Consider the following 24,724-nt stretch of genomic DNA (forward strand, 5'->3'; position numbering starts at 1 on the left):
GAAGGGTTTGAATCATGGGACGTCCTCGATGGTGATGTCGAACTCCGCGGCAAGACTGGCCAGCAGGCCCGCGGCGTCTCCGGGAGCCACGACGGCGCCGCGCAGCCCTTGCGCGCCCCCGACGCCGCGCAGGTCGCAGCCGGAGAAGCGGGCACCGGCCGCCGTCGCGCCGCTGAACTGGGCGCCACCCAGGCGGCAGTCCTCGAACCGGACGCCGCGCAGGTCGGCGTTCTGGAACGTGGCGCCCTCCAGGTTGCAGTCCCGGAAGATGACGCGCGTGAACGTGCTGAACCGGAAGCCCGTGAGATCGGCGCGGCACGACGCGAACACGACGTCCTGGAACGCGCAGTCGGTGCAGGCGGCCCCGGTCAGCCGCGTCCCGGAGACGGTGGACGTGAACAGGCGCGCGTTCGCCAGCCGCAGGTTCGCCAGGTCGCAGCGGTCGAACGCGGTGTCGGAGAGCGTGGCCCGCTCGAACGCGGCGGACGGCAGCAGTGTGCCCTCGAACGCGCAGCGCTCGAACTCGGCGTCCCGCGCGTCGCGGCCCGCGAGGTCGAGGGGCCCGAACACCAGGTCGCGGTAGAGCCCGTCGTCGGTGAGATCGTGCTCGGGCAGTTCCGCCCGCCTCGGCGACACGGGGGGCTTGGGGGCTTTCGGGGCTTTGGGGAGTTTCGCTCGGTTCGTCGTCCGGCTGGATGGCATGGACCCTGACCGTACTGAAGTGTCGGACCCGGTTCGTAAGGTCTCAGGCGATGGGGGACTTACCACGGGAGGTGAAAGCACTCCTCTGCGTGCGCGTGTTGAACCAGCTGGGTGCGTTCGCGCTGCCGTTCCTCGCGGTGCTCGCCGGGGCCGGCCGGGCGGCCCTCGTCCTCGCCGTGTTCGGCGGTGCAGCGCTGGTCTCGCGCCGGGCCGGCGGCGTCCTGCTCGACCGGATGGCCCCGCGCTCGGTGATCGTCCTCGGCCTGACCGCGACCGGGGTGGCCCTGCTGGCGCTGGCCGCCGCGCGCGGGACGGCCCAGATCACCACGGCGACCGCGCTGGCAGGGCTGGCCTTCGAGCTGTACGAGCCCGCGACGCAGGAGGCCCTGGCCCGGCACACCGACGCCGCGCGGCGCGACGCGGTCTACGGGCTGCTCGGCACATCGCTGGTGGCCGCGGGCGCCGCCGCAGGGCTCCTCGCCGCGGTCCTGCTGCCGCTCGGCGTCCGCTGGCTGATCGTCGTGGACGGGGCGACCTGCCTGGCCGCGGCGGGCGTGGCGGCCGCGTTCACCGGACGTCAACCCCTCCGGCGGCGGGTACGGGACGACCGCTGGCGGCCGCCCGGCCCGCTCGTCCGGCTGACGGCCGCGGGTACGGCGTTCGCCTGCGGCACGCTCGCCGTGCTCTTGTTCGCGCCGCTCGTCCTGCTGGAGCGCGGGGCGCCGCCGTGGCTGCCCGGCCTGGTCCTGACCTGCGCGGCCGTCCTCGCGCCGGTGACCGGGCACCTCGGCCGCCGCGTTCTGCGCGGCGCCGGGACCGAACGCGTCCTCGCCGCCGGGAGCGCCGTCCTCGGCGCGCTCGCCCTCGTGATGGCCGCCGGACGGGCCGTCCCGCTCACCGTCGCCGCCTACCTCGCGTGGGCGGCGGCCGACAGCGTCCTGCAGGGCCGCTGGCCCGCCCTGATCGCCGACCTCGCCCCCGCGGAGGACAGGCCGAGGTGGTTCGCCTTCCACGGAATGTCCTGGGGCGTCGCCCAGCCCGCCGTCCCCGCGCTGGCCGCGCTCACCGGCGGCGCGCTCGCGACCGGCGGGGCCGTGTTCCTCGCCGTCCCGCCGCTCCTCGCCGCGGGACGGCTCGCTCAGCGCCTGAAGATCACCGCCAGGACCCGCAGCGCCAGCACCGAGCACACGACGAACAAGCAGTAGCCGAAGAACTGGTACAGCGTCACCTGCTCGGTCATGGCCGGGCCGCCCCGCAGCCCGAGCATCATCACCGCCATGATCCCCGCCGTCGAGGCGAGGATCGTCAGCAGCACCTGCTGGAGCAGGCCCGTCACCGTCCGCCGGTCCCGCTCGTCGCCGAACAGCCGGACGTTCAGCGTCAGCCGGCCCGCCTCCGCCGCCGCGGTGATCCGGTCCACCCGGCGGGGCAGCCGGCGCAGCACCGGCAGCAGCGCCGTCAGCTCGTCGGCCGCCGCGTCCCGCAGCGAGTCCGGCGCGAGCCGCTCGCGCAGGTAGGTCTCGCCGAACGCCTGGGCCTGCGCGACGACGCCGAAGCCCGGCGCCAGCTCGGTCAGCCCGCCCTCCAGCGTGGCCAGCGCCCGGAACACCGCCGCGATCTCCGCCGGAACCGCCAGGTCGTACCGCGCCACCAGCCGGAACAGATCGGTGAACATCGCCATGTCCGGGGTGTTCCCGGCGCCGAGGTGCCGGGCCATGAACGCGCCGAGCGCCCGCACGAACCCCTGCTCGTCCAGCTCGTCCGGACGGGCCACGACCTCCAGGAACGCGTCCGCCACCGCGATCGGGTCGGCGCGGTTCATCGCCAGCAGCATCCGCTGCAGCGACGCCCGCAGCCCGGTGTCCAGCCGCCCGACCGAACCGAAGTCGATGAGGCCGAGCCGCCCGTCGTCCAGCAGCATGACGTTCCCCGGATGCGGATCGGCGTGGAACACCCCGTCCAGGACGATCTGCCGCAGCACCGTGTCCAGCAACAGGTGCGCGAGGGTGGTGCGGTCCATCCCGCGCGCCTCGATCAGCGGCCCCGCCTTGCTCAGCGCCGTTCCCGAGAACCGCTGCATGACCAGGACCCGCCCCGTGCACAGGTCCTCGTAGGGGTGCGGGACGAGGACGTCCGACCCGCGCGCCGTCGCCGCCGCCGCGACCGAGGCCATGTTCCGCGTCTCGACGCGGAAGTCCAGCTCCTCGCGCAGCGCCGCCGCGAACCCGTCGGCGAGATCGACCACCCCGAACGAGCGCGCCCACGCCGCGCGATCCTGCAGCGACCGGGCCAGCCGCCCGACGATGTCCAGGTCGCGGTCCACGACCGCCTGGATGCCCGGCCGCTGGATCTTCACGACGACGTCCTCCCCGGACCGCAGCCGCGCCGTGTGCACCTGAGCGATCGACGCCGCGGCCAGTGGCGTCCTGTCGAACTCGGCGAACAGCGTCTCCGGCGGCGCGCCCAGCTCCGCCCGGACCACGCGCTCGATCTCCTCCCACGGGACGGGCGCCGCGCGGTCCTGCAGCCGTCCGAGCTCCGCCGTGAACTCCGGCGGCAGCACGTCCCGCCGCGTCGACAGCACCTGGCCGAGTTTCACGAACGCGACACCGCCCTCGTCCAGCGCGGCGGTCAACGACCGTGCGAGCCGCGCCCGCCCCTCCGGCGTGCCCGGCCCCCGCCTGGCGCGTCCCCGCAGGTAGGGGCCGAGGCCGCGGCGCAGGAAGATGAACGTGATCCGCCAGTACCGGCGGGTGCGCGCGATCCGCGACCGGACGCTGCCGAACCAGGACAGCGGCGAGGGGACCGTGCCCGTCGGAACGAACGCCTCCGCCAGCACGAGCGCGGTCATCGAGACCAGCAGCGCGCACGCCGTCCCGAGCATGGCGAACCAGGCGATGGCGGTCAGGTCGTGGCGCCGGTCCAGCCCGCGGATGAGCGCGGTGACGATCGGGCTCGCCGCCGCCTGCCCCACGGCACCGGCGATGATCGTCCGGAACAGGGGGAACCGGGTGTCGAGCAGCCGGCGCGCGCCGTACGCCATGATGGTCGTGTTGATCACGGTGCCCGTCGCGAAGGCCAGGACCGTGGAGGGGGTGGTTGCGGTCACCGGGCCGAGCTTAGGAGCCTGAAAAGCCCGTGACCTCCCTCTTCGGACAGAAACCGGTGGCCGGCCTCCCCCGTCCGGGCGATGCCCTCAGAACTCGGCCAGCAACTCCCGCAGGAAGCCGATCGTGCGCGCCGGAGGCGCCGCGCGCACCGCCAGCAGGTCCATGATCTGCTGGTAGCGGGCCGCCTCGTCCTTGTCGGGATAGCGGGCCCCGGTGAGCTGCTCCAGGTAGATGACGTCGTCCAGGTCGTCCGGCGCGAACCGCACGATCGTGATCGGCCCGCCGAGCGCCAGATGGCCGCCCGCCGCGAACGGCAGCACCTGCACGCGCACGTTGCCCATGCCCTCCGCGACGCCGATCAGGTGCTCGATCTGCCCCCGCATCGTCGCGGCTCCGCCGATCGGACGGCGCAGCGCCGCCTCGTCGATGACCGCCCACAGCTTCGCCGCACCGGGCGTCCGCCGCAGCACCTCCTGCCGCCGCATCCGGACGGTCAGCCGCCGGTCGAGCCCCGAGTACAGCGCGTCGTGATGCTCCAGCCCGATGACCGCCCGCGCGTAGTCCCGCGTCTGCAGCAGCCCCGGCACGTACTGCACCTCATAGCAGCGGATCGACGTCGCCGACTGCTCCAGCCCGAGGTAGTGCTCGAACCAGCCCGGCACCACGTCACCGTACTCGTGCCACCACCCGGGCTCCCTCGCCTGCCGGACGAGCTCCAGCAGCCCCTCGCGCTCCGCCGCGTCCCGTACCCCGTACAGGTCGAGCAGATCGCAGACGTCCCGGACCTTGAACCCGTGCCGGCCGAGCTCCAGCCGGCTCATCTTCGACGCCGACCCGCGGATCGCCGCCCCGGCCTGCGCCCGCCCGATGCCCTGCTCCTCCCGCAACCGCCGCAGCCTCGCCCCGATCTGCAGGCGCACCGCGGTCGGCCCGGACCGTCGACTGTCCAGCACAAGATCTCCAGGGGTCCCGTACGTCCCGACGACCCTCGGAGCCTCTCACAGCCCCTCGCGGACGCGCAGGAAACCCCGCGCCAGAGCTATGTCACTCAACATTCCGGCCCCCTCCCACCACCCCGCAACGAGTTCAACCACCGCCGACAGCAGCAGGACGATGAGGCCCCGGCCCCTCCATCAGCCGCACCAGGTGCGACACCGACCCCAGCCCTCCGGCGTTCCGGGAACGTGATCCTTTCGTCCGGTAGGCGACCCTTAGTGAGTCCGAAGAGGACATGGTGGCTCGGGGCTACTTGCTCACCAGGGGTTGCCGCACCGTCAACCACGGTCGTGATCGCCTCGCTGATCCGGCTGGCCGCCTTCACCTGAGTGGTCAGGCTGGCTTGAGAACCCCCAGCGATCTTGAGGGCTCGCCGCGCTGCAACACCTGCTGGAGCCCCGCTGTGACGATCTTCTCGTATACCCCGGGCACGAGCTCGGACATGGAGCAACCGTAGAGATTCGGCGCTCGACCAGCGCACATCCAGACACGACTCTGCGCCGCAGCGGTCGCCGCCTCCCCTCGCCCAGTGGATCGGCAGGGGAGTCGATCACGAGCTTCGATCCCGGGAGCCGTTCAGCTTGCTCGCACGTCATACGTCATGAAGATTCCGACATGTCGGTCTGTCTGCAACGATCGTGAGCCTGGACGAATCAGGGGGCAACGTTGACCATCAGGATCCAGATCGACGGCGACTTCGCAGACGAGGAACTGTCCTCGCTCCATCGCTGGCTCCTGGATGAGCCTGATATCAGACAGAACAGTCAGGTGGCGCTGGAGAGCAAGGAGCCGTCTGAGGGGGAGATGGGGACCACGCTCGACGTGATCTCTTTGTTGACGACGAGCACTCTGCAGTTGCCTACCGTGATCGACACGATCAATGGGTGGTGGCGTACTCGGCGCCGTGAGCCGACGGTCGTTATTGAACGGAATGGGGTCACCGTCACGATAACCGGGGCCGACCCGGCTGCGGTTGTTAGGGCGTTGATGGCAGCCGAGGGTGAGCGATGACGCAGCAGACACCGCTTCCGGATCCGCTGAGGTCACGCGCTGTCCTTATCGGGACGAGCAAGTATACCCACTTGCCGCAGTTGCCGGCTGTGGGCAAGAACCTGGAGGAGTTCACCAGGCTACTGACCAGCCCTCGACTCTGCGGACTGCCCCCTGAGCACTGTGCGGTTATCTCCAATCCGGAGTCGCCAGCAGAAATGATTGATCCGATTGCTCAGGCTGCGGAAGAAGCGACCGACGTTCTGTTGGTCTACTTTGCTGGCCATGGCTTGGTTCATTCCGCTGGCAGTGACCTTTACCTTACGCTCGCTGGTTCGCATTCGAAGCGCATGTACACGTCAGTCGCTTACGACCACATTCGCAATGAGTTGCGCGAAAGTCGAGCGCGCCGCACATTGGTCATCCTGGATTGCTGTTACAGCGGTCGTGCCGTCGGATTGATGGCTGATGACGATCCGACCGCACGAGTGGCTAACAGTGCTGCCCTGTCTGGGGTCTACGTCATGGCCTCGACAGCGGGGAATCGGACATCGAAGACAGGGGATAGATACACGGCGTTCAGTGGTGCCCTCTTTGATCTCGTCAATAGCGGCATTCCGGAATGTGAGGACTATCTCTCGGTGGATGACCTCTTCTTGGGGGTTCGAGAAGTTCTTAAGGATGGGCACCTCCCGGCGCCGCAGCGGAGAGAAGTTGACTACGGCGCGAGCCTGAAGTTGTTTCGCAACCGTGCCAAGGAGCTTCCAAAGCAGGGCAATGGGAAGAATCTCTATGGAGAAGTGCCCGGTGTTGAACCGGGGACTCCCTTCGAGAGCCGTATGGATCTCCACCGGGCTGGAATTCATCGGCCGTTGCAAGCTGGGATCTGTGGTACCGCCCAGAAGGGTGGAGCCGAGTCGATTGTCGTCTCCGGTGGCTACAAAGACGACAAGGACTACGGAGACACGATCATCTACACCGGTCACGGTGGGCGTGACCGAGAAACAGGCGAGCAGGTCAAGGATCAGTCGCCAGAAGACACGGGGAATGCTGCTCTCATCAAGAGCATGACCACAGGCAACCCTGTCCGTGTCATCCGTGGATCTGGCGGCAATAGCGATTTCTCGCCCGAGGTGGGCTACAGCTATGATGGGCTCTTTCGCGTCACGGATTATTGGATCCAGCCAAGCGTTGATGGCCCCAGTGTGCTCCTCTATCGACTCGAGCGTGTTGGGATGCCCAGTTCAGGCGCCAGCAAGCAGGTGTTGAGCCGTCCGCTGTCTCCTGGCCGCTTCGAACGACTGGCTCCTGGTGTTTATGCGCTTCCTGCGCATGCTGATGAGGTTAAAGCTCGTTACGAGTTTGGTTGTCAGATTTGTGATGAGGTTCTTCGGGCGCCGGGTGGGCAGCCTTTTGCTTCGGCCGTCTACATACGTGGCTTGGAAGCTCCGCATCGGGGGCCCGATGCTCTGGAGAACATGTTGTGTCTGTGCTCGAACCATCGAGATCTGTTCAAGTTCGGTTCGATCACCATCGAAGATGACTTCCGAGTGATCGACGAGACGGACGGCGAGGAGATGGGGAGCCTCACCGTCCGTCATGAGATCTCGCTAGAGCATATTCGGTACCATCGGGAGCATCATCGTCTCAAATCGGAGCAGGCTCTCTTCTGATCAGGAGCAGCCTTCGTATTCGGGGACTTCTGGGTTCAGGGTGATGCCGCTTGCGCCGAACCATTTTTGGAGGAGGCGGATGGCGGTGCCGTCCTGGTACATGCGAGTGAGGGCGCGGTTGACGCCTTCGCAGCCGTCGATGTCGCCGTTGCGGAGGCCGACGCCGTAGGGCTCGTCGGTGAAGGGAGCGTTGAGGATTTTGACGCGCGACCTGTTGCGGGCGGCGAAGCCGGCCAGGACGAGGTCTCCGGTGGAGACGACGTCGACCGTTCCGTCGAGGAGCTTGGCGACGCAGTCGCTGTAGGACGGGGCGGGAGCGAGACGAGGCTTGATGCCGAGGCCCTCCACGATGCGTTCGGTCGAGACCGAGCCGCTCGCCTTGCACATCGTGCGGCCCGTCAGGTCGCGGACGCTGCGGATCCGGGTCTCGTCGCGGTGCACCATGATGTCCTGGTGGGCGACGTAGTACGGGCCGCCGAAGGTGACTTCTCTTGCCCGGTCCGGGGTGATGGAGTACGAGGCCAGCACGATGTCGACCGTGTGGTTCCTCAGGAGATCCTCGCGGTTGTCGGACGTCACCGTCTTGAAGGTGACGCGGGACGCGCCCATGTGGTCCGCGATATATCGGCCCACATCGACCTCGAAACCGCTGTATGTGCCGTCCTGCGCTTTGAAACCGAGCCCGGGTTGGTCGGCTTTCACGCCGACGACGATCGCGCTCTTGCCGGAAACGGACGCGGTCGCAGTGGCGGTGCACCCGGTGAGACCCAGGCTCGCCACGGCGACCACGCGAACGAAAGTGCTCTTCACGCGCCACAGCTACCAACCCAAAGCGACCGCGAGGTGAACGCTCGGAGACCGGCGGGAACCATGACCGGCAGCGGTCCGCGGGGAACTCTCGCGCTTTATCGAACGTCTGATGACGCGGTGCCGCCGGGTTTCTCCGTGACGGCGAAGAGGCGCAACCGGTAGAAGCGCGGCTCGGGACCGATCCGTCCTTCCCGCACCCAGAGGGCGTGCACGGTCATCATGATCAGCCGGTGCGCGCCGGCGAAGGACAGTGCGGCCAGGGGCAGCTCGCCCAGCAGGGCGGTCAGCAGGCTCACGGCGAACTCGTTGGAGCCCCACGACAGCATGACGTCGAACCAGGCGTCGCAGACCAGCAGCGTCCCGGTGACGAGCTGGCCCAGGACGGCCATCTGCAGGCGCCGCCAGATGGCGAACGCGGTGAAGCCGAGGGACGCGGTGAGGGCCACGTCGAAGCCGATCCAGGTGGCGCTCCATTGGCCCGCGGTGAAGTTGTCCGGAAGTGTGAAGGCCAGCACGACCGTCCACGGGATGAGCCAGGCGCAGCAGGCCACCAGGATCGCGATGGCCAGGCCGCGCCGGCGGCGGACGCGCGGTTCGTCCAGGGGGTCCCGGTCGCTGAGCGCGATCAGCGTCCGCAGCAGCTCGGCCCGCTGCTCGGGCGGTAGCCGGCGCAGCTCGTCGGCGGTCAGCATGGCCCGCCTCCCTCCTGAAAAGACCAGGATAGGGAGGCGTCCTAGGCCGGAGGAGCGCTCTTCACCGGGGCCGCCTTGCCCTCGGCGACGAGCCGCTCGTGCTGCTGCCAGCCCTGCAACCACTTCCAACCGGAGCCGAGCGTGGCCGTCATCGCCGCGACCATGAACGTCGTCACCTGGGCCTCGTCCAGGTGCGCCCCGGGGACGAGCTGAGCGACGATCCCGGCGAGCCAGCCGGCGAAGACGGCGAACACCGGAGTGAACAGCGCCACCCCTCGTCCCAGCCACGAGTTCTCGGACTCCGTCGCGACCGCGGCTTCCGGTTGACTCTCCGACACCCTGCACCACCTCCCAGGACGGGCACGCTGCCTCGCCCGCACCAAGCCTGGTCCTTCGCGCAACGCGGCGCCCCGGAAACGACCACCATCGGTCAGCCGTCCTTCAGATGGTGTGGCGGCGGGTTCTGTAGGCGGCGGTCTTGGCTCGGGACGTGCAGGCCATGCTGCAGTAGCGGCGGGAGTTGTTGCGCGTCAGGTCGATGTAGACGGCGTCGCAGTGGTGGGCGCGGCATTCGCCGAAGCGGTCGGGGCCGTAGCCGTCCATGATCAGGGCCAGGGTCGTGGCGAGGCCGCCGGCCAGGGTGTCCACCGCCGAACCGGCCGTGCCGTGAAAACTGAGATGGAACGGTCCATTCGCGTCTTCCGGCAGGTAGGGTTGGGCTCCGTACTTGCGGATCATGGCGTTGACGTGCCGGGCCGTGATGGACGGATCCGCGGCGAGCAGTGCCCGGCGGAGCTCGGTGGCCAGTTCCGCCAGTCGGGGTCCGGCGGACGGGTCGGCGTGCAGGGCGGTGCGGGCGTTCGCGTCGAGCTTCGTCGCGAACGCCCCCACGAGCTCCTCGTGCGCGAGCCGGCCGACGACGGCGCCGCCCTGCCGGTGCGGTGTCGCCAGGTTCACCAGCTCGGCGATCAGCGCCGCCTGGCCGGTCACGTTACAGGCTATTTTCACTTCGCTAGTAACTTCTCATCTGTTGTGATGGGCTAAATGCATGTAGATGGTAACTAGCGTAGCGGCTCGACGGTCATGCCGGGTGATCTTTAAGCCAGCCGAGGACCTGGTGGGCGTGCTCGTCCGGCGGGAAGATCGGGTAGAAGACGTGCTCGATCGCTCCGTCCCGGACGATGAGGGTGTGCCGCTTGTAGAGGGTCAGCCCGTGCGTGGTGAAGGTGGGGAGGTCGAGCGCCTCGGCGAGGCGGAACGCGGTGTCGCTGAGCATGGCGAAGGGCAGCCGGAGCCGCTCGACGAGCTCCCGCTGGTAGTCGAGGTCCTGGCTGGAGAGGCCGAAGACCGTGGACGCGCCCGCGTCGACGAGGTCCTTGTAGTGGTCGCGGAAGCCGCAGGCCTCCGGGGTGCATCCGCGCGCGCCCGGGATGGCGTTCCAGCCGTCCGGCATGTCGACGTCCGGGCGGCCGGAGAGGGGATAGAGGTACAGGACGGCGCGTCCCGCACCCAGTTCGTGGAGCCGGACGGTGTCGCCGGACGTGCTGGTCAGGGCGACCGGAGGCATCGTCCGGCCGGGCAGGTGGTCGGCCGCTCCGTCGTCCTCGGGCACGGGCAGGCCGGCGGGAAGTTGCTCCGGGCTTGTCATGCGGTCTCCTCGGTGGTCGGCGATGACCTGTCTCGGCGGTCAGATCCGCGTGCCGTGCGATCTCACTGATCTTCATGTCGCGTCGTCGGTGCGGCTCCTACCTGCGGTGACCCTAAATCTGCCCCCGTGGGGAAGGTCAAGCCGCGCGATACCCCTGTTTTCGGAGAGTGTTCGAAGGGCATCTGAGAGTAGTCGAACCCCCCCGAGAGTCCCGTGGAGGTGGCGCGCCCATGACGTCCCGGCTGACGACCACGATCCTGCCCGACGACAAGCGCTATCCCGCGCTGAGCCGCGGCTTCAACCAGCGCTGGCTCGCCGAACCCGAGTACGTGCGGATGGTGAGGACACCGCAGGACGTGCGGGAGGCGCTGGCCAAGGCGGTGCAGGAGAAGCCGAAGGACCCGTCGCGCACGCGGATCACCGTCCGTTCCGGTGGGCACTGCTATGAGAACTTCGTCTGCGGGACGGACGTCCGCGTCATTCTCGACATGAGCCCGATGTGCGGGATCTCCTACGACGAGAAGATGGACGCCTACTGTGTCGAGGCCGGTGCCTCGAACTGGCACACCTACAGTCACCTATATCCGCTCAGCGGGCGGGCGCTGCCGGGCGGTTCCTGCTATTCGGTGGGGCTCGGCGGTCACATACCCGGCGGCGGGTACGGTCTCCTGTCGCGCCAGTTCGGGCTGACCGTCGACTACCTCTACGCGGTGGAGGTGGCGGTGGTGAGGCCCGACAAGTCCGTCGAGCTGGTCGTGGCGTCGCGTGATTCCACGGACGACGATGTCAAGAATCTGTGGTGGGCGCACACCGGGGGCGGCGGCGGGAACTTCGGTGTGGTCACCCGGTTCTGGTTCCGCGACCCGCCGGAGCCGCCGAAGTACGTCCTCCTCACCGGGCTCGCCTGGGATTGGGACACCGTCACCCGAAGCGATTTCACCACGCTGCTCACCGCGTTCGGTACCTACTTCCAGCAGCATCAGGATCCGATGACGGCGGCCGGGAAGCTCTTCGGGATCCTCGTGCTCAACCATGTCTGCAACGGCCAGATCGGGCTGCTGGCCCAGGTCGATGTGGACGACCCGCAGGGCAAGCAGGCCATGGACGATTTCCTGGCCGCCGTCGACGGTGACATTTCCGCCACGGCCACGACGATGTCGTCCACGATGGGAGAGCGTCCGACGCTCGCGCAGATGGCCATTCCCCGCGTCATGCCGTGGCTGACGGCCACGCAGGCTCTGGACAGCAGCGGCGAGAACCGGTGCGGGAAGTACAAGTCCGCCTACATCCGCAAGCCCTTTTCCAACGCCCAGATCGACGCCATGTGGGCCTACCTGGGCAACGAGAAGTTCGTCGACTACACCAACAAGGAATCGGTCATCCAGATCGACTCCTACGGCGGTGCGGTCAACAAGCCGCCGCGGGACACGGCGGCCCGCCAGCGCGACTCCATTCTGAAGATGCAGTACCAGACCTACTGGACGAGGAACGACCCTAAAGAGAGCGAGTATCTCGACTGGATCCGTCAGACCTACAAGGCGACCTTCTCCGAGACAGGTGGCGTTCCCACGGTCGGCACCGGCATCACCGATGGCTGCTATATCAACTATCCGGATGTCGACCTGGGTGATCCGGCATGGAACGGCTCGGAGCAGCGGTGGTCGACGCTCTACTACAAGGACGCCTACCCCACGTTGCAGAAGATCAAGAAGCACTGGGATCCGCACGACATCTTCCGCAGCGCCCAGTCCATCGAGTTCCCCACGTCCTGATCCAGAGAATGGTTCAGGAGACGATCCCGCAGGTACGGGCGGTGGCGAGCCAACTGGGGAACTCCTCGATCAGGTGGCCGTAGAGGTCGTCATCGGAGATGCTCTTCGGGTCGAGACCGGCGGGGAAGAACCCGGCGTTGTCGATCGCGCGCTTGCCGGGCACGGGGAGGTCGTCGAGCTTGTGGAGGAACGTGAACTCGTTGTCGCCGAAGCCGATGAACTGCCAGAAGATGGGGAGCGTGGACGACGCGCACAGGAGCTTCTCCGCGGCCGTCCGGGAATCCGGTGACCCGTCGGTCTGGAAGATGACGAAAGCCGGGACGGCGGGCGCGGCGGCGCGATGGTGGTCGATGACCGCCTGCATGGCGGCGGCATAGTTCGTGGTGCCCATGTGCCCGAGGCGTTCGTGCTCCTCATTGATGCGACCGCGATAGCGGGACAGGGCGACCTCTACGGGTGGGTGCGCGACCTTGTCGAAGAACACCACGGGAACGACGCCGTCGTCGTCCAGGTGCGCGGCGAGGGCGAGTGCCTGCTCGGCGAGGTGCTGGACGGTGCCGTCCTTGTAGTAGCGGCGCATCGAGCCGGACCGGTCGAGCACCAGGTACACCGCGGCGCGCTCGCCTCCGATTCCTCGTTTGTCGAGGTTGACCTTGGCCCTTTTGTAGAGGTCGACAAGGCCGGGGGCGGTGGATCGGACCTTGTCCAGGCTGATGGGCATTGAAGGGCGCTCCTGCCATAGTGGAAACGCCCAGCATGCCTTGGACGGCTCCCCGTTGGGACGGGTAGCCGAAAGTTACTGGAAATCGCACCCCGGGTTGGGGGCGTCCTCCGCCAAGGGGCTTCCGTGCGGAATGACGTAGAGAGCGTCCAGGACGACCGGTGTGGTGCCCAGGTTGCGTCCGACGTGCACATGGTCGGCGCCTGCGGGTTCGCGGATGACGTCGCCCTCGCGGTAGATACCGTCCAGGGAGCAGTCGGCGAGGTTGTGCGTGAGCGTGCCCTGCCGCACCACCGCGCGGACGGCGCCGTCGTGGAAATGCCAGCCGGTGGTGCCGCCGGGGGCGATCGTCAGCTCGCGGACGATGTAGTCCGTCCCGTTCACCGTCCGCTTCGCGAGGATCGTGCCCGTGACCCCGGACGACGGCGTCGCGGCCGCCGTCCCCTGCAGAGCCGCCAGGATCAGCGCGCAGCCGCCGGCCAGCGCGGGCAGCGCCCTCAGCGCGTTCATGGGCGTCCTCTCGTCGCTTGTGCGGCGAGACGACGTTGACATGATCAAGTATCACTGTCAAGAAGGTGAAGGGAACCGTGCGTTGAGCGTCCGCATGGGTGCTCCCTGCGCCGGCCCGTAGTCAGGGGTCTTGCGACAACGCCGTCCGTTTCGCGTTCAGGCCAGAACAGACCATGACCCGCCTGTGGTTTTCGCTCTCTTCGATCTCGGGGACGGTGCAGGAGCATCGCTGTGTCCGGATGCAGCGCCGCGGCGGCGCGCGACGCGGCAGCGGGGGAGAGCCATGTATCGCACGCGCACCCGTCGGCTGGTCACTTCGGGAGCATTGGCCGGAATGCTAGCCATTGTGGCCCTCCCTCCGGCTCTCGCCACAGACAGAGCGGAGCCGAATGGCATCACGTCCGTGAAAAGGCTCGACGTCCCTACGCCACGCCCGCCCCGCCTCCCGCGAAACTTTGACGGAACCGGCAAGTACATCGTCCGGGACCTTGGCATCACGGTCCCGTTCACCTGGGCGGGAAGGGACGGTGACAGTCAGATGGTCGCGGGGGGCCCGCGCTACCCGATCTGGTTCACGAACCTCATCTACCGGAACTCGCTCTACACCCTGACGTATAAATGGCCCGGCCTCGACACTCATGAATGTTCGCGAATCCCAGGCTTCAACCTGAACACCTTGAACCAGAAACTCAGCACGTCCAGGTTCGTTGGACGAGAGATACTGCAACGCAAACCACAGCGCCAGGTGAACCATTGGAGGGTCGGTGTCGTCGTACCGCAACTTCCTCCGGGCAATCATCTCCGATTTCCGGTGGCGCTGGGCGACGTCTACGTGGACCAACATGACCCGACGACTTTCTGGCAGGTCCTTCAGTTCGGTGTCCAGAACCTCTACGACCCCGAGCTGGACGAGTGGCTGACAATGAACACCTTCGCGCACACCCCCGGAACGGTCACGCTCCCTGCCCAGTGCCCGCCACCTTCCTGACGAGGCTTGCGCCCCTGACCGCTCCGAGCCTTCGACGACAAGTGCTCCGAGTCGGCGGAGCAGCCGGAACACATCGGCCGGTATGCGGTCGCGTCGTCCGGGGAGGCCATCACGCCTGGATGACCGCGCCGCCGTGCCGCGGGAACGGTCCGATTACTGGGCGAACATGCTCGACTCCGGATAGCGGAAAGACCTCTCGCGCGTTGCCCGGGGGCTTCATCGCTTCTGCGGTCTTGTTCAGCGGGTTGAGCTGCATGAGCTTCCCGGGCGAACTTCGGCCGTCTCCGTTAAATGGCGGGGTCGCAGGCGTTCATAGCTGATCGTGCGAGATCTCCGGTCGACATCGCTATTCTTGGGGCTCCCTCGTGTTCAGTGCAGGAGCTCCCCATGTCCACTAAACCGCTTTTCGCCCTCGCCATCGTCCTGTTGACCGCCGTCGCATGCGGCGATGACGGCTCGACGGCGGGCCCGTCCGCCTCCGGAGCCGCGTCCGATACTCCCTCAACGCGGCCGGCCTCGAAGGCACCGACCTCCGCGCGGACTTCCGCGTCCGAAAAGTTGCCGGACGGCTACGACCCGAAACGCAACCCCAAGGCCGACATCGCGGCCGCGCTCGCCAAGGCGCGGGGCGACAAGCGTCCGGTCCTGATCGACTTCGGTGCGGACTGGTGCCCGGACTGCGTCGTCCTGGGGCGCACCTTCCGGACCGCGAAGGTCCGGCCGGTCATCGGCCGTTTTCACGTCGTCTCCGTCGATGTCGGCCGGTTCGACCGCAACCTCAATGTCGTCCGCAAGTACGGAGTCAACCTGCGGGCGAGCGGTATTCCGGCATTGGTGGTCCTCTCCAGTACCGGCAAAGTGAGGACCGCGACCAACGACGGCTCGTTCGCGAACGCGCAGTCGATGAGCGGCACGCAGGTGGCGGCCTTCCTGAAGCATTGGCAATGAGGTGGGCGGCGCTGGGTGGAGCCGCTTCGCTGCTGCTCGCGGGATGTGCTTTCCAGCATGAGTCGCCGGCGACCGCCCGCTTCACCGACGGCGGTGTCGAGGTCACGATCAGCGTGTCGCAATCCCGGCTCAAGGCGATCTACAGACCGATCCGGCCGGGCTTTCACATCTACAGCCTCGACCTGCCGTCCGGTGGCGTCCAGGGCTTGGGCGTGCCCACCAGGATCGGCGTGCGCGGGGGTCTGCGCGCCACTGGCATCGCCACCGCGGACAGGCCCGTTCGCTCGCTCGCCCTGCCCAGCCTCGGCGTCGAACTACCGGTCTATCCGGACGGGCCGGTCACGATATCGCTGCCGATCCGCCGGACCGGCCGGGCGGCCGACGTCGTCGTGTCATATGGCGCGTGCAGCAGCGGCACTTGCCTTGCTCCAGTCACCGATCACGTCACCCGCGTCGCCCTTCAGTGAGGCGGTCGTGGCGGTCCAGGGCGCCCGCCGGGTCTGCGGGCGGGTCGTCGTCGGGGTCGGCCGCCGAGCCGCCCGCGGCGAGGTAGACGGCCGACGCGGCGAAGACCACGGTCATGGCGAGGAGGATGAGGCGATAGTCGATATAGGCGACCATCGCGGCGCCGTACGCGACGGACAGCATCTGCGGCGTGTTCGTCAGGACGTCGAACGCCGCGTAGGTGCGGCCGAGAAGCTCACTGGGCGTCCGCCGCTGAAGCAGCGTGGTGAATCCGACCATTACCCACGGCAGGCCGAATCCGACGAGGAGCACCCCGGCCAGGACGGCGACCGTGGACGACGGAACGAGCAAGGCGCACCCGACGGCGAAGGCGCCGAGGGCGAGTGCCGTGGTGACCGTCTCGCCGAGCCGCTTCACCGCGTGTCCGGCGGCCGGGCCGGACAGCACCGAGCCGAGGCCCTGGACGGTCGTGAGCACGCCGACGAAGGTGGGCGAGCGGTCCAGGCCGTCGCCGATCACGGCGAACAGCAGCGACTCGAAGATTCCCCAGACGGCCATCGCGACGGAGATCGCGATGAGCATTCGCCGGAGGTCGGGCCGTCCTATCAGGTATCGGAATCCCGTCGCGACCTCTGTTTTCCAGGAGGACTGCCCGGTGCGCCGGGGAGGCCGCTCCTCCATTCGTAATAGCAGCACGGCGGTGGCGGCGATCAGGAAGGTCGCGCAGTCCAGAGTGACCACCGACTCGGCGCCCCAGGCGGAGAACATGCCCGCTCCGATCAGCGGGGTGACCATGCGCAGGGCGAGACGGCAGGTCTGCAGCAGGGCGTTGGCGTCGGGCAACTGGTCGTCCGGCAGGAAGGCCGGCATGAGCGCCGTCTGGCCGGCGTCGAAGAGGCTGTTGAGCGAGCCGTAGACGAACAGCACGACATAGACGAGCCACAGATCGGATTCGCCGCCGACCGCGAGCAGAGCCAGAATGTACGCCGCGCTGAAGAGATTGGCGGTGACCAGTATGGGACGGCGCGGGACTCGGTCGATCAGATGACCCCACAGCGGGCCCATCAGGGTGCCGGCCATGAACGCGAAGAAGACCAGGCCCGCCTGGGCGTTGCTTCCGGTGATGACCCTCACCCAGATGCCGACCGCGAGCCAGAGCGAACTGCTGCCGATGATGGAGAGGCACTGGGCCAGGATATAAAGCAGGGCATTGCGGTTGCGAAAGACTTCCCGCATGGAACCTGACCTTCATTCTCGCTGCGTTTCTCCTATAGGGATGTCTTGGCTGCCGTGCAATGCTTGCCTTTGAGAAAAATGAGAACGGAGTCGCGGCGGCTCGACGTCCGATCGGACTTGTCAAAGTCAAGGAAATTTACAGTAGCATGACACTCACGTCCGGCTCGCGGCACAGCTCTTGGCCGGGAGTTTCGGGTGCGGAAATGAAGCCATAATGGCCGCCCTCAAGGTCGGGGGAGGTGGCCTCAGCGCATTCGCTCCAGCCGTCCAGTCGAATTAGAACGAGTGCTGGAAGACGTCCTCGTCGCGGACGCGGCGCGCGACCAGAACCGGCTGATCGCGCGCGGCGGCAGGGTGGCCCGGCACGGCTTACCGCTGAGGCGGGCCGGGGCGATCGGGATGGGGGCCTGATCAGTGGTTGATGGGGGCGCAGTAGTTTCCCTCGACGGTGTCGGGGAGGTCGGCGTATCCGGAGAACCCGCTGCCGGTGGTGCAGTGGACCGGGTGGCCGCCGTCGCGCCGGTCGAGGATGTCGAACTCGTCGAAGAGGGGGCCGTGCTCGGGGAGGCCGGCCGATGCCCGGCACCTCCCCGAGCCGGTGTAGGGCGCCACGGGACCATCGCCCGCGCGGTCGACTCGGTCGCAGGTGTAGGCGGGTGCCTGCCGCAGGTCCCCGATCGCCGCCCGCGCCGAAGTTGCGGCCGTGACAGGGGACGCCGCCACCAGCGCCACTGTGGCGGCGCCCACCGCAGCCAGGACGGCGCCTCTGGTTGCGGCCGGTCTCTTACTCATGGCTGTTCCTCTTTCCCGGTGATCGAGTGTGGTGGCACCGACACTGTCAATCACTCTTGGATTTTGAGAAGCTACACAGAGTAATGATAGGCGGAGAGTGCGGCCCCCTCCGCTGCCGTGCGGGCCTCCCTGCCGTGCCCGGCAGGACAGTTCGACCCCCGCTCGCACGGGCAGAACCGCGGCGAGGCAAAGCCGGCGCGTCCGACCGCGCCGGCGGGCCCGCGCAAGGGTTCCCCAAGCCGCGCCTCGCCGACGCCAACACCTGACCGAGCGACGGCCGCGAGAACCCGCCGCCCGCCCCCAAGGCCGTCCGCGCACATGCAGAAATGATCGGGACCCGCCTCAACCGGCAAGGCATCCGCTTTCCCGGATGGTCAGCGAGTTACAGAGCGCGCTTCACGGTCCAGGAGGGAAGACACCTTGTCCAGGAGTGAGGATTGCGTCGGGATCGTAGCGTTCACGGGCCGCCGCGAAGGCGGCCCACGCGGGGCCGTAGTGAGTGCGCCACTCCTCAGGCGTGGTGGGTATGGAACCGACGGGGTACTGGTAACCCCCGACGGCCTGGGCGCGCAGGTAGAGGGAACGGTTGGCCTCCACCATGTCCTGCGGGCTCTCGGCCCCGTCCGAGGCGGTTCTGAGCAGCGTGAAGAGGAAGACCGTCTCCTCGTCAGGTACGCGTAGCAAGGGCCGCTGTAGGCGGGCGCGGGGAAAGGGATAGAGCAGGATCACGCCGCTGGCTCCGACCTGCGTCTCGGTCAGGTCCTTGATGGTGGCCTCCACGAAGGCGTCGGTGCGGCTCGCGGGAAGGAACATGTTCCACCAAGGGTGAGGGCGGTACCACTCGCCCGTTAATTTCAGATAGGCGACGCCCGCGGCGAGCCGGTCGAGGAAGTCGAAATAGGACATGTCCTGGATCTGCCGGTCGCTGACCTGGTCGCCCAGTCCGTCGAGAAGTCTGGCGTCGTCGGGTGGGGTCGTTCCGTCGAAGAAGGCGACCGCTTCAAGCTGGTAACTCCAGCCGGTGGACTCGGTCGGTAGGGCGAGCTCTCCCTCCACGTAGGCGAAGCGGCCGTCGTTGACCACGCGCCGCTGGTCGGCGGTCAACGCGGCGACGCTCGGATAGGAGAGCAGGTAGTGGCGGACCGTCGCGGGAGCGGGCAGCAGGCGCACGGTGGCCTTGGTGATGATGCCGCACTGTCCCCTGCCGGCCAGCACCGCGTCGAAGAGGTCGCGGCGCGAATCCGCAGAACACCTCCTCAGGCTGCCCTCGCCCGTGACGACCTCCAACTCCACGACGCCGTCCACCTGGGCTCCGTGGCGGTGGGTCTGGCCGCCGATACCGCCCACTGAGAGCGTGCCGCCGACTGAGAGCTCCAGGTAGTCGGTGAAGACCGCGGGGGTCAGATTGTGGGCCAGGGTAGCCTGCGCCACGCTGCTCCAGAGTGCGCCCGCCCCCACGACGGCCGTGTCCTTTCGCACCTCGACCGTGTTGAGCGGGGCCATGTCGATGATCAGGCCGTCCTCGACCTGGCCCTGACCGAAGGTGGCGTGTCCCTGGCCGCGCGCGGCCACCCGCACGCCGTGCGTCCTGCAGTACGCCATCATCTTCATGACGTCCGAATCGGCGCCGGGCTCCAGCACGGCCCTGGGGATGTGATGGACCAGGTGCCCGAAGTCGTCGGCCGCCTCGCCGCGCGAGGCGGGATCGGTCACCACCTTGCCCTTCAGCGTCGGCAGGTCGACCATCCCTTGAGACCGGGCGGCGCCGGTGACCCACGTGCGCGTGGACGGGTCGAAGCCGACCACCTCCACCCCCGCCGTGAGGAAAGTCCGTCTCCACGGATGCCACGTCATTCCGGATCCTTTCGCAGCGGGGTCAACTCGCGTCGATAATCGCCGAGGGCACCTGGCGGCACTTTGGCCATCAGGCGTCCGCGTGGACGGTCCCGTGGACCCGTAGGTCGCACGCGACCACGACCTGACCTTGGATGATGTGCATGATCTGGACGCCGGGGTGATTGCGAACCGACAGTTCCCGGTTGGCGTTCACCTTTCCCAGGAACAGCGAACTGCCGTGGACGACCAGGTGATGGTCGTCGCTTGTGGTCGTCAGCCTCTGCCGTCCGGTCCGCACCGCAAAGATCACCCCCTCTGATCCAAACGTCCGGTACCAGTGGGTCACAAGAGCGCTCAAGGCGGCCATAACAGGGCGATTTGGTAATATCAACAACGCCTTGACATGAGCATTCGGAGCAATTCCTCAACTACCGCAACGCCGCCAAGGGCGCTTACGGAGGCCGCCAAGCCGCTCTCGGGCGCCTCGCTGTAGTGCCCCGAAGCCGGCGCCTCGGCGGACAGTGCGACGGCCGCTTCGGGTGCGCAAGTGGCGCGGACGGAGCCGCATGAGCCCGCCTTGGCCGGCGGGTTCGAGGTGATCAGCAGATCCAGCACGCCCAAGGCGCCACCGGATCGCGCGGCGGTCTGTCTGGTACCCCCTACCGGATTCGAACCGGCGCTACCGCCTTGAAAGGGCGGCGTCCTAGGCCGCTAGACGAAGGGGGCCCTTGGGCGGCGGCTGGGCCGCTGCCCGATCAGGTCAAGTGTAGGGGACATCCGGGGCGGGCGCATAAACGGTTAGCGGCGCTCCGGGGTGCGGGAGGGGGACGCGCTGGTGGAGGGCCACTGCGAGGGGAACGGGGACGTGGGGGGCGGGGCGGGGGTGGGGGCCGGGGGCTTCACGGCGCGGTTCGGGTCGGGTTCCAGGTGGCGTTCGATCTGGGCGGAGGTGAGGCCGAGGCCGCCCAGGCGGAGATCGTCCCAGCCCTGGAGGCGATGGGAGTTGCGGTCGAAGTAGAGGACGGACAGTTCGATCGGGGTGGGCTGTTCCTTTTCGAGGCCGCGCAGGCCCGCGCCGCCCGTGGAGCCCTGGACGAACAGGCGGCTGCCGGTGGGCAGGAGCTTGGTCGAGCGGCTGTGGGTGTGGCCGGCGAGAATGAGCGGGGCGAGGCCGGTGAACGCCTCGGCCTCGCTCGGGTCGTGGGTGACGATGATGTCGGGCATCTCGCCGCCAGCGGCGCGCAGCTTGGCGGCGAGGGAGGCGCCCTCGGCGTGGAGTTGGTCAGCGCCGACGAAGTCGTCGCGGGTGCTCTTGTCGGGGGTGAAGCGGGGGTCGCCCACGCCGTAGATGCGCAGGCCGCCGACGGCGCGGGTCGTGTTGTCGAGGACGATCGCGTTCTTCTGCCGGGCCACGGCCTTCTGGGAGCCCTTGGAGTCGTGGTTGCCGCGGACGTAGACGTAGGGGACCTTCAGGTCGGAGATCGAGTCGGCGAACTTGTCCTCGGGCTTGCTGCCGTGGTCCATCAGGTCGCCGCTGTCGATGATCATGTTGGCCTTGAACTGGGTGCTGACGGAGCCGATCACGTCCCAAGCGGCGGGGTTGATGTGGATGTCGGAGACGTCCACGACGCGGATGGTGGACGGGTCGGGTTCGTAGGTCGGGAGGGTGGAGGCCGCGCTGTAGAGCTTGGAGACGTTGCCGACGAGGTGGGCGAGCTGGGCGCGGTAGGCGGAGAAGCGGGCGGCGACGCTGCGGGCGTCGCCGACGACCTGGGGGGCGTTGGCGAGCAGGCCGGTGTAGCGGGGCTCGGCGACGGACTGGGGGTTGAACGTCAGCCAGGCGAGGACGGTGATGGTCAGCAGTCCCGCCACCGAGGCGCCCAGGCCGATCAGGGCGCGGCGCCAGGAGCGGAACAGGATCAGCGAGGTGAGGAACGCCAGTGCGAGGCAGAGGCCGACGGCGCGCAGGACCAGGAGGGTGACGCCGTGCCGGATCTGGCCCGCGATCTGGTCGGTGACACGGTCCAGTTCCGCGTCGTTCTCGATCAGCTTGCGGGCCTCCTCCGGGCGGAGGCTGGTGACGCGGGCCTCGATCGCGACGGGTCCCCAGTGGGTGTCGAGGTCGAGGGCGCCGAGCGGGGGCAGGCGGAGCTGGGTGCCGCCGTCCACGGACGGGTGCAGCGCGAACTGGACGTCGGTGGGGCCGACGGCGGTGGTGGCGTGCCCGCCGAGGAGGAGCCCCGCGTAGCCGCCGGCGAGGCCCGCCAGGACGACGAGGACGAGCCGCGCGGCGCGGCCGCGCGCGGCGGAGCCCACTCTGGCGCCGACCTTGGCGAGGACGCGCCGGGCGGGCGACAGCGCCGGCCGGACGCGGGTGCGGGCGTTGGACAGGAGGGTCCGGACCTTCGTCCGCGGCACTGGGTCTCCTTCGAGCAGAATGGGGCGTGTGATCGATATGTCGCGGGAGGCGTTCGAGGACCTGGTCGGCGAGGCCCTCGACAGCATCCCGTCCGAGCTGACCGCGCGCATGCGCAACGTCGTCATCGTCGTCGAGGACGACGCGCCCGAGCGCGGTCTGCTCGGTCTTTATCAGGGCGTACCCCTCACCGAGCGCGGTGACTGGTACGGCGGTGTCCTGCCCGATCACATTTCGATCTACCGCAACGAGATCCTGCGGATCTGCGACAGCCCGGACGAGGTGGTGGCGGAGGTGCGGATCACGGTGGTGCACGAGATCGCGCACCACTTCGGAATCGACGACGACCGCCTGCACGAGCTCGGATACTGACCCGTACCGCAAAAGGGTTTCACCAATTGGGCACTGTAGGTCACACAACTGCCACGCAGCGTGAGTTAATGGGTGGGACGCCCAACCCAGGGAGCGTGCGTGGCGGGAAGGCAGACGGGCCGGCACCGGCGTCCGCCGGATGAGCAGGCGACGTATCGCGAGGTCTTCGCGGTGGGGGAGTTCCGTGCCCTGTGGCTGGCGCAGGCCCTGTCGTTCGTGGGCGACCAGCTCGCGCAGGTCGCGCTGGCCGTCCTGGTCTACGAGCACACCAGCTCGGCGCTGCTGACGGCGGTGACGTACGCGCTGACGTACCTGCCGCCGATCGTCGGCGGGCCGGTGCTGTCGGGGCTGGCCGACCTGTGCCCGCGCCGCACCGTGATGGTGGTCTGCGACGTCCTGCGGGCGGGCCTGGTGGCGGCCATGGCGCTGACGCCGCTGCCGTTCTGGGCGCTGTGCGCCCTGCTGTTCGTCACCGTGCTGCTGGGGGCGCCGTTCACCGCCGCGCGGGCGGCCCTGCTGCCGGACGTGCTGGAGGGCGACCGGTACGTGGCGGGGTCGGCGATCAACAACATGACCCACCAGGCCACGCAGATGTTCGGGTTCCTGGCGGGCGGCGCGGTCGTCGCGGTGGTCGGGACGTACGAGGCGCTCGGCCTGGACGCGGTGACGTTCGGCGCGTCGGCGCTGATCCTGCTCGGCGGGCTGCGGGCCCGTCCGGCGTCGAAGGACAGGGAGCGGGCGGCGCCGGGCCTGTGGGGCGGGACGCGGGACGGGGCGCGGCTGGTGTTCGGCGACCCGACGCTGCGCTCGCTGGTGCTGTTCGCGTGGCTGTGCGCGTTCTCGGTGGTCCCCGAGGGGCTGGCGGCGCCGTACGCGGCGACGTTCGGCGGCGGCGCGGTCACGGTCGGGCTGCTGATGTCGGCCATGCCGATGGGGATGGTGGTGGGAGCGTTCCTGTTCAGCCGGTTCGTCCGACCGGCGAACCGGCTGCGGGCGATGGGCTGGATGGCGGTGCTGGCGTGCGCCCCGCTGATCGTCGCGGCGGCCCGCCCGCCGCTGTGGGGGGTCGTGCTGCTGTGGGCGCTGGCCGGCGCGGGCGGCGCCTACCAGCTCGCGGCGAACGCGGCGTTCGTCGCGGCGGTGCCCGCGGCCGGGCGGGGGCAGGCGTTCGGGCTGGCGCAGTCGGGCATCCTGGCCGGTCAGGGCCTCGGCATCCTCGCCGCCGGGGCCGCCGCCCAGGCGTTCGGCCCCGAGACGGTGGTGGCGCTGGGCGGGGTGCTCGGCGTGTCGGCGGCCACCATGCTGGCGCTCGGCTGGAACCAGATCCGCGGCGGTGTGATCGCGGGCCTGTACGAGCGTCCGGGGCCGCTCGCCGCGGGCGCGCGCGAGGGCCCGGTGGGCGGGCCCGCCTCCGCGTCCCGGCCCCCCGACGGCCGCAGCGGCATCCGCCGTTCGGCCCCCGCTCCCTGACCCACCGGTCAGACGCGGGTGCGGGACTTGCCGACCGCGTCCTTGGTCTTCTTCATGGCGTCCTGGACGGCCGGGGAGTCGCCCGCCCGCTTGACCAGGTCCTCGGCGATCGACGAGGGCGCGTCCTCCTCGGGGATCAGCAGCCAGGCGATCGCGTAGAGCGCGATGCCGGCGCCGCCGAAGACCGTGAAGACGGCCAGCGCGAGCCGGATGATGTTGGCGTCCACGCCGAGGAACCGCGAGGCGCCCGAGCAGACCCCGGCGATCATGCGGCCCTCGCGGGTGCGGCGCAGCTGGTGCCGGGAGGTCGTGGTGTTCTTCTCCATGTCCATGCTCCGATGATGCCCAGCCTCAGCGGACTATGACATCCGGATTGGTCCCGATATGTCCCTGAGTTCGACCCTTGCCCCGGGCAGGGTGACCGTGCTACCGCCCCCGGGGTCGGTCCTCAGGAGTACGGCTCGTGCGGCGGCGGGGCCTCCCACGGCGTGACGGGGCCCGGCGGGCGTCCGGCGGAGCCGTTGGCGGCGTAGTCGGCGGGCGGCGGCCCGGCGGGCGGCTGGGCGGCCGGCGGGGT

General features: G+C 68.7%; 26 protein-coding genes and 1 tRNA gene. 10 read left to right on the forward strand and 17 right to left on the reverse strand.

Translation table 11 applies throughout. From position 1 onward, the window contains the following. Positions 1-12: 12 nt before the first annotated feature. The gene (locus E1291_RS10350; protein WP_165495052.1) at positions 13-636 is read right to left on the reverse strand and encodes a pentapeptide repeat-containing protein; all 624 of its coding nucleotides are present in this window, start codon (positions 634-636) and stop codon (positions 13-15) included. Positions 637-797: 161 nt separating this feature from the next. On the opposite strand from E1291_RS10350, the gene E1291_RS10355 reads away from it, so the two are divergent. Next, positions 798-1,907, forward strand: coding sequence for an MFS transporter (locus E1291_RS10355; RefSeq protein ID WP_165495053.1), 1,110 nt, complete (start codon positions 798-800; stop codon positions 1,905-1,907). On the opposite strand, the gene E1291_RS10360 is transcribed toward E1291_RS10355, so the two are convergent. Together E1291_RS10360 and E1291_RS10365 are read right to left on the reverse strand one after the other, a co-directional pair. After that, entirely contained in the window at positions 1,841-3,811 is a 1,971-nt protein-coding gene (locus E1291_RS10360) for an ABC1 kinase family protein (RefSeq protein WP_242614060.1), read from the reverse strand. The genes E1291_RS10355 and E1291_RS10360 overlap by 67 nt on opposite strands. Before the next feature lie 87 nt (positions 3,812-3,898). After that, complete coding sequence (locus tag E1291_RS10365) at positions 3,899-4,765, reverse strand: Sco1979 family transcriptional regulator (protein WP_131737529.1); 867 nt, start codon at positions 4,763-4,765, stop codon at positions 3,899-3,901. Between the two features lie 709 nt (positions 4,766-5,474). Here E1291_RS10365 and E1291_RS10370 point away from each other — a divergent pair. Further along, complete coding sequence (locus E1291_RS10370) at positions 5,475-5,819, forward strand: effector-associated constant component EACC1 (RefSeq protein WP_131737530.1); 345 nt, start codon at positions 5,475-5,477, stop codon at positions 5,817-5,819. Further along, positions 5,816-7,471 carry a caspase, EACC1-associated type gene (locus E1291_RS10375; protein WP_131737531.1) on the forward strand — a complete coding sequence of 552 codons (1,656 nt, stop codon included), beginning with the start codon at positions 5,816-5,818 and terminating at the stop codon, positions 7,469-7,471. Before E1291_RS10370 ends, E1291_RS10375 begins: the two co-directional genes overlap by 4 nt. Here E1291_RS10375 and E1291_RS10380 read toward each other — a convergent pair whose 3' ends face one another. The 5 genes from E1291_RS10380 to E1291_RS10400 all read right to left on the reverse strand — a co-directional run bounded on the left by E1291_RS10380 (position 7,472) and on the right by E1291_RS10400 (position 10,621). Next, positions 7,472-8,260 (reverse strand): glutamate ABC transporter substrate-binding protein, encoded by a 789-nt coding sequence (locus E1291_RS10380; protein ID WP_242614061.1) that lies wholly within the window; start codon positions 8,258-8,260, stop codon positions 7,472-7,474. It abuts the gene before it with no gap. A gap of 116 nt (positions 8,261-8,376) precedes the next feature. Continuing rightward, positions 8,377-8,973: a hypothetical protein gene (locus E1291_RS10385; protein WP_131737533.1), complete on the reverse strand. Its 597-nt coding sequence runs from the start codon at positions 8,971-8,973 to the stop codon at positions 8,377-8,379. A gap of 41 nt (positions 8,974-9,014) precedes the next feature. Then, a complete protein-coding gene (locus tag E1291_RS10390) occupies positions 9,015-9,311 on the reverse strand; it encodes a hypothetical protein (protein WP_131737534.1) in 297 nt (98 codons plus the stop codon). A gap of 103 nt (positions 9,312-9,414) precedes the next feature. Further along, positions 9,415-9,963, reverse strand: coding sequence for a CGNR zinc finger domain-containing protein (locus E1291_RS10395; protein ID WP_207400661.1), 549 nt, complete (start codon positions 9,961-9,963; stop codon positions 9,415-9,417). Between the two features lie 91 nt (positions 9,964-10,054). Continuing rightward, complete coding sequence (locus E1291_RS10400) at positions 10,055-10,621, reverse strand: peroxiredoxin (RefSeq protein ID WP_131737536.1); 567 nt, start codon at positions 10,619-10,621, stop codon at positions 10,055-10,057. A 230-nt stretch (positions 10,622-10,851) separates the two neighbouring features. On the opposite strand from E1291_RS10400, the gene E1291_RS10405 reads away from it, so the two are divergent. Next, entirely contained in the window at positions 10,852-12,393 is a 1,542-nt protein-coding gene (locus tag E1291_RS10405) for an FAD-binding oxidoreductase (RefSeq protein ID WP_131737537.1), read from the forward strand. Between the two features lie 13 nt (positions 12,394-12,406). On the opposite strand, the gene E1291_RS10410 is transcribed toward E1291_RS10405, so the two are convergent. Continuing rightward, positions 12,407-13,114, reverse strand: a complete 708-nt coding sequence (locus E1291_RS10410; RefSeq protein ID WP_131737538.1) for a VWA domain-containing protein — start codon at positions 13,112-13,114, stop codon at positions 12,407-12,409. A gap of 75 nt (positions 13,115-13,189) precedes the next feature. Then, entirely contained in the window at positions 13,190-13,624 is a 435-nt protein-coding gene (locus E1291_RS10415; protein ID WP_131737539.1) for a cupin domain-containing protein, read from the reverse strand. A gap of 334 nt (positions 13,625-13,958) precedes the next feature. Between E1291_RS10415 and E1291_RS10420 the strand changes: the two genes are divergently transcribed. The 3 genes from E1291_RS10420 to E1291_RS10430 all read left to right on the forward strand — a co-directional run bounded on the left by E1291_RS10420 (position 13,959) and on the right by E1291_RS10430 (position 16,027). Further along, complete coding sequence (locus E1291_RS10420) at positions 13,959-14,612, forward strand: hypothetical protein (RefSeq protein WP_131737540.1); 654 nt, start codon at positions 13,959-13,961, stop codon at positions 14,610-14,612. 387 nt (positions 14,613-14,999) lie between these two features. Then, entirely contained in the window at positions 15,000-15,560 is a 561-nt protein-coding gene (locus E1291_RS10425) for a thioredoxin family protein (protein WP_165495054.1), read from the forward strand. After that, positions 15,557-16,027, forward strand: coding sequence for a cupredoxin domain-containing protein (locus E1291_RS10430; protein ID WP_131737542.1), 471 nt, complete (start codon positions 15,557-15,559; stop codon positions 16,025-16,027). Before E1291_RS10425 ends, E1291_RS10430 begins: the two co-directional genes overlap by 4 nt. Here E1291_RS10430 and E1291_RS10435 read toward each other — a convergent pair. Next, positions 16,005-17,261 carry an MFS transporter gene (locus tag E1291_RS10435; protein ID WP_131737543.1) on the reverse strand — a complete coding sequence of 419 codons (1,257 nt, stop codon included), beginning with the start codon at positions 17,259-17,261 and terminating at the stop codon, positions 16,005-16,007. The two genes, E1291_RS10430 and E1291_RS10435, sit on opposite strands and share 23 nt — an antisense overlap. A 285-nt stretch (positions 17,262-17,546) precedes the next feature. Here E1291_RS10435 and E1291_RS44560 point away from each other — a divergent pair, with 285 nt between their 5' ends. Next, a complete protein-coding gene (locus E1291_RS44560; protein WP_278045244.1) occupies positions 17,547-17,672 on the forward strand; it encodes a hypothetical protein in 126 nt (41 codons plus the stop codon). Here the strand turns inward: E1291_RS44560 and E1291_RS10440 are convergent, their stop codons facing one another. From E1291_RS10440 to E1291_RS10460, 5 genes are all read right to left on the reverse strand, one after another. Beyond that, positions 17,673-18,053: a hypothetical protein gene (locus tag E1291_RS10440; protein ID WP_131737544.1), complete on the reverse strand. Its 381-nt coding sequence runs from the start codon at positions 18,051-18,053 to the stop codon at positions 17,673-17,675. Positions 18,054-18,449: 396 nt separating this feature from the next. Beyond that, the gene (locus E1291_RS10445; protein ID WP_242614062.1) at positions 18,450-19,859 is read right to left on the reverse strand and encodes an FAD-binding protein; all 1,410 of its coding nucleotides are present in this window, start codon (positions 19,857-19,859) and stop codon (positions 18,450-18,452) included. A gap of 118 nt (positions 19,860-19,977) precedes the next feature. After that, positions 19,978-20,199 (reverse strand): hypothetical protein, encoded by a 222-nt coding sequence (locus E1291_RS10450; RefSeq protein WP_131737546.1) that lies wholly within the window; start codon positions 20,197-20,199, stop codon positions 19,978-19,980. A 340-nt stretch (positions 20,200-20,539) separates the two neighbouring features. Then, positions 20,540-20,615: transfer RNA gene (locus E1291_RS10455), tRNA-Glu, on the reverse strand. A 72-nt stretch (positions 20,616-20,687) separates the two neighbouring features. Continuing rightward, a complete protein-coding gene (locus tag E1291_RS10460; RefSeq protein ID WP_242614063.1) occupies positions 20,688-22,307 on the reverse strand; it encodes a metallophosphoesterase family protein in 1,620 nt (539 codons plus the stop codon). Positions 22,308-22,326: 19 nt separating this feature from the next. On the opposite strand from E1291_RS10460, the gene E1291_RS10465 reads away from it, so the two are divergent. Both E1291_RS10465 and E1291_RS10470 read left to right on the forward strand, forming a co-directional pair. Further along, on the forward strand, positions 22,327-22,677 hold the full coding sequence (locus E1291_RS10465) for a metallopeptidase family protein (RefSeq protein WP_370770971.1): 351 nt from the start codon (positions 22,327-22,329) through the stop codon (positions 22,675-22,677). A 99-nt stretch (positions 22,678-22,776) separates the two neighbouring features. Continuing rightward, complete coding sequence (locus E1291_RS10470) at positions 22,777-24,147, forward strand: MFS transporter (RefSeq protein WP_131737549.1); 1,371 nt, start codon at positions 22,777-22,779, stop codon at positions 24,145-24,147. An 8-nt stretch (positions 24,148-24,155) separates the two neighbouring features. On the opposite strand, the gene E1291_RS10475 is transcribed toward E1291_RS10470, so the two are convergent. Next, positions 24,156-24,479, reverse strand: a complete 324-nt coding sequence (locus tag E1291_RS10475; RefSeq protein ID WP_131737550.1) for a PspC domain-containing protein — start codon at positions 24,477-24,479, stop codon at positions 24,156-24,158. Between the last annotated feature and the right edge of the window lie 245 nt (positions 24,480-24,724).

This window comes from Actinomadura roseirufa, assembly GCF_900659635.1.
Lineage (GTDB): Bacteria > Actinomycetota > Actinomycetes > Streptosporangiales > Streptosporangiaceae > Spirillospora > Spirillospora roseirufa.

Coding starts and splice junctions, on each gene's coding strand:
- E1291_RS10410 (WP_131737538.1), bottom strand. CDS start 13,114: ATGCCCATCAGCCTGGACAAGGTCCGATCCACCGCCCCCGGCCTTGTC.
- E1291_RS10475 (WP_131737550.1), bottom strand. CDS start 24,479: ATGGACATGGAGAAGAACACCACGACCTCCCGGCACCAGCTGCGCCGC.
- E1291_RS10415 (WP_131737539.1), bottom strand. CDS start 13,624: ATGAACGCGCTGAGGGCGCTGCCCGCGCTGGCCGGCGGCTGCGCGCTG.
- E1291_RS10385 (WP_131737533.1), bottom strand. CDS start 8,973: ATGCTGACCGCCGACGAGCTGCGCCGGCTACCGCCCGAGCAGCGGGCC.
- E1291_RS10440 (WP_131737544.1), bottom strand. CDS start 18,053: ATGAGTAAGAGACCGGCCGCAACCAGAGGCGCCGTCCTGGCTGCGGTG.
- E1291_RS10465 (WP_370770971.1), top strand. CDS start 22,327: ATGGGGCGTGTGATCGATATGTCGCGGGAGGCGTTCGAGGACCTGGTC.
- E1291_RS10425 (WP_165495054.1), top strand. CDS start 15,000: ATGTCCACTAAACCGCTTTTCGCCCTCGCCATCGTCCTGTTGACCGCC.
- E1291_RS10435 (WP_131737543.1), bottom strand. CDS start 17,261: ATGCGGGAAGTCTTTCGCAACCGCAATGCCCTGCTTTATATCCTGGCC.
- E1291_RS10420 (WP_131737540.1), top strand. CDS start 13,959: ATGCTAGCCATTGTGGCCCTCCCTCCGGCTCTCGCCACAGACAGAGCG.
- E1291_RS10375 (WP_131737531.1), top strand. CDS start 5,816: ATGACGCAGCAGACACCGCTTCCGGATCCGCTGAGGTCACGCGCTGTC.
- E1291_RS10400 (WP_131737536.1), bottom strand. CDS start 10,621: ATGACAAGCCCGGAGCAACTTCCCGCCGGCCTGCCCGTGCCCGAGGAC.
- E1291_RS10430 (WP_131737542.1), top strand. CDS start 15,557: ATGAGGTGGGCGGCGCTGGGTGGAGCCGCTTCGCTGCTGCTCGCGGGA.
- E1291_RS10405 (WP_131737537.1), top strand. CDS start 10,852: ATGACGTCCCGGCTGACGACCACGATCCTGCCCGACGACAAGCGCTAT.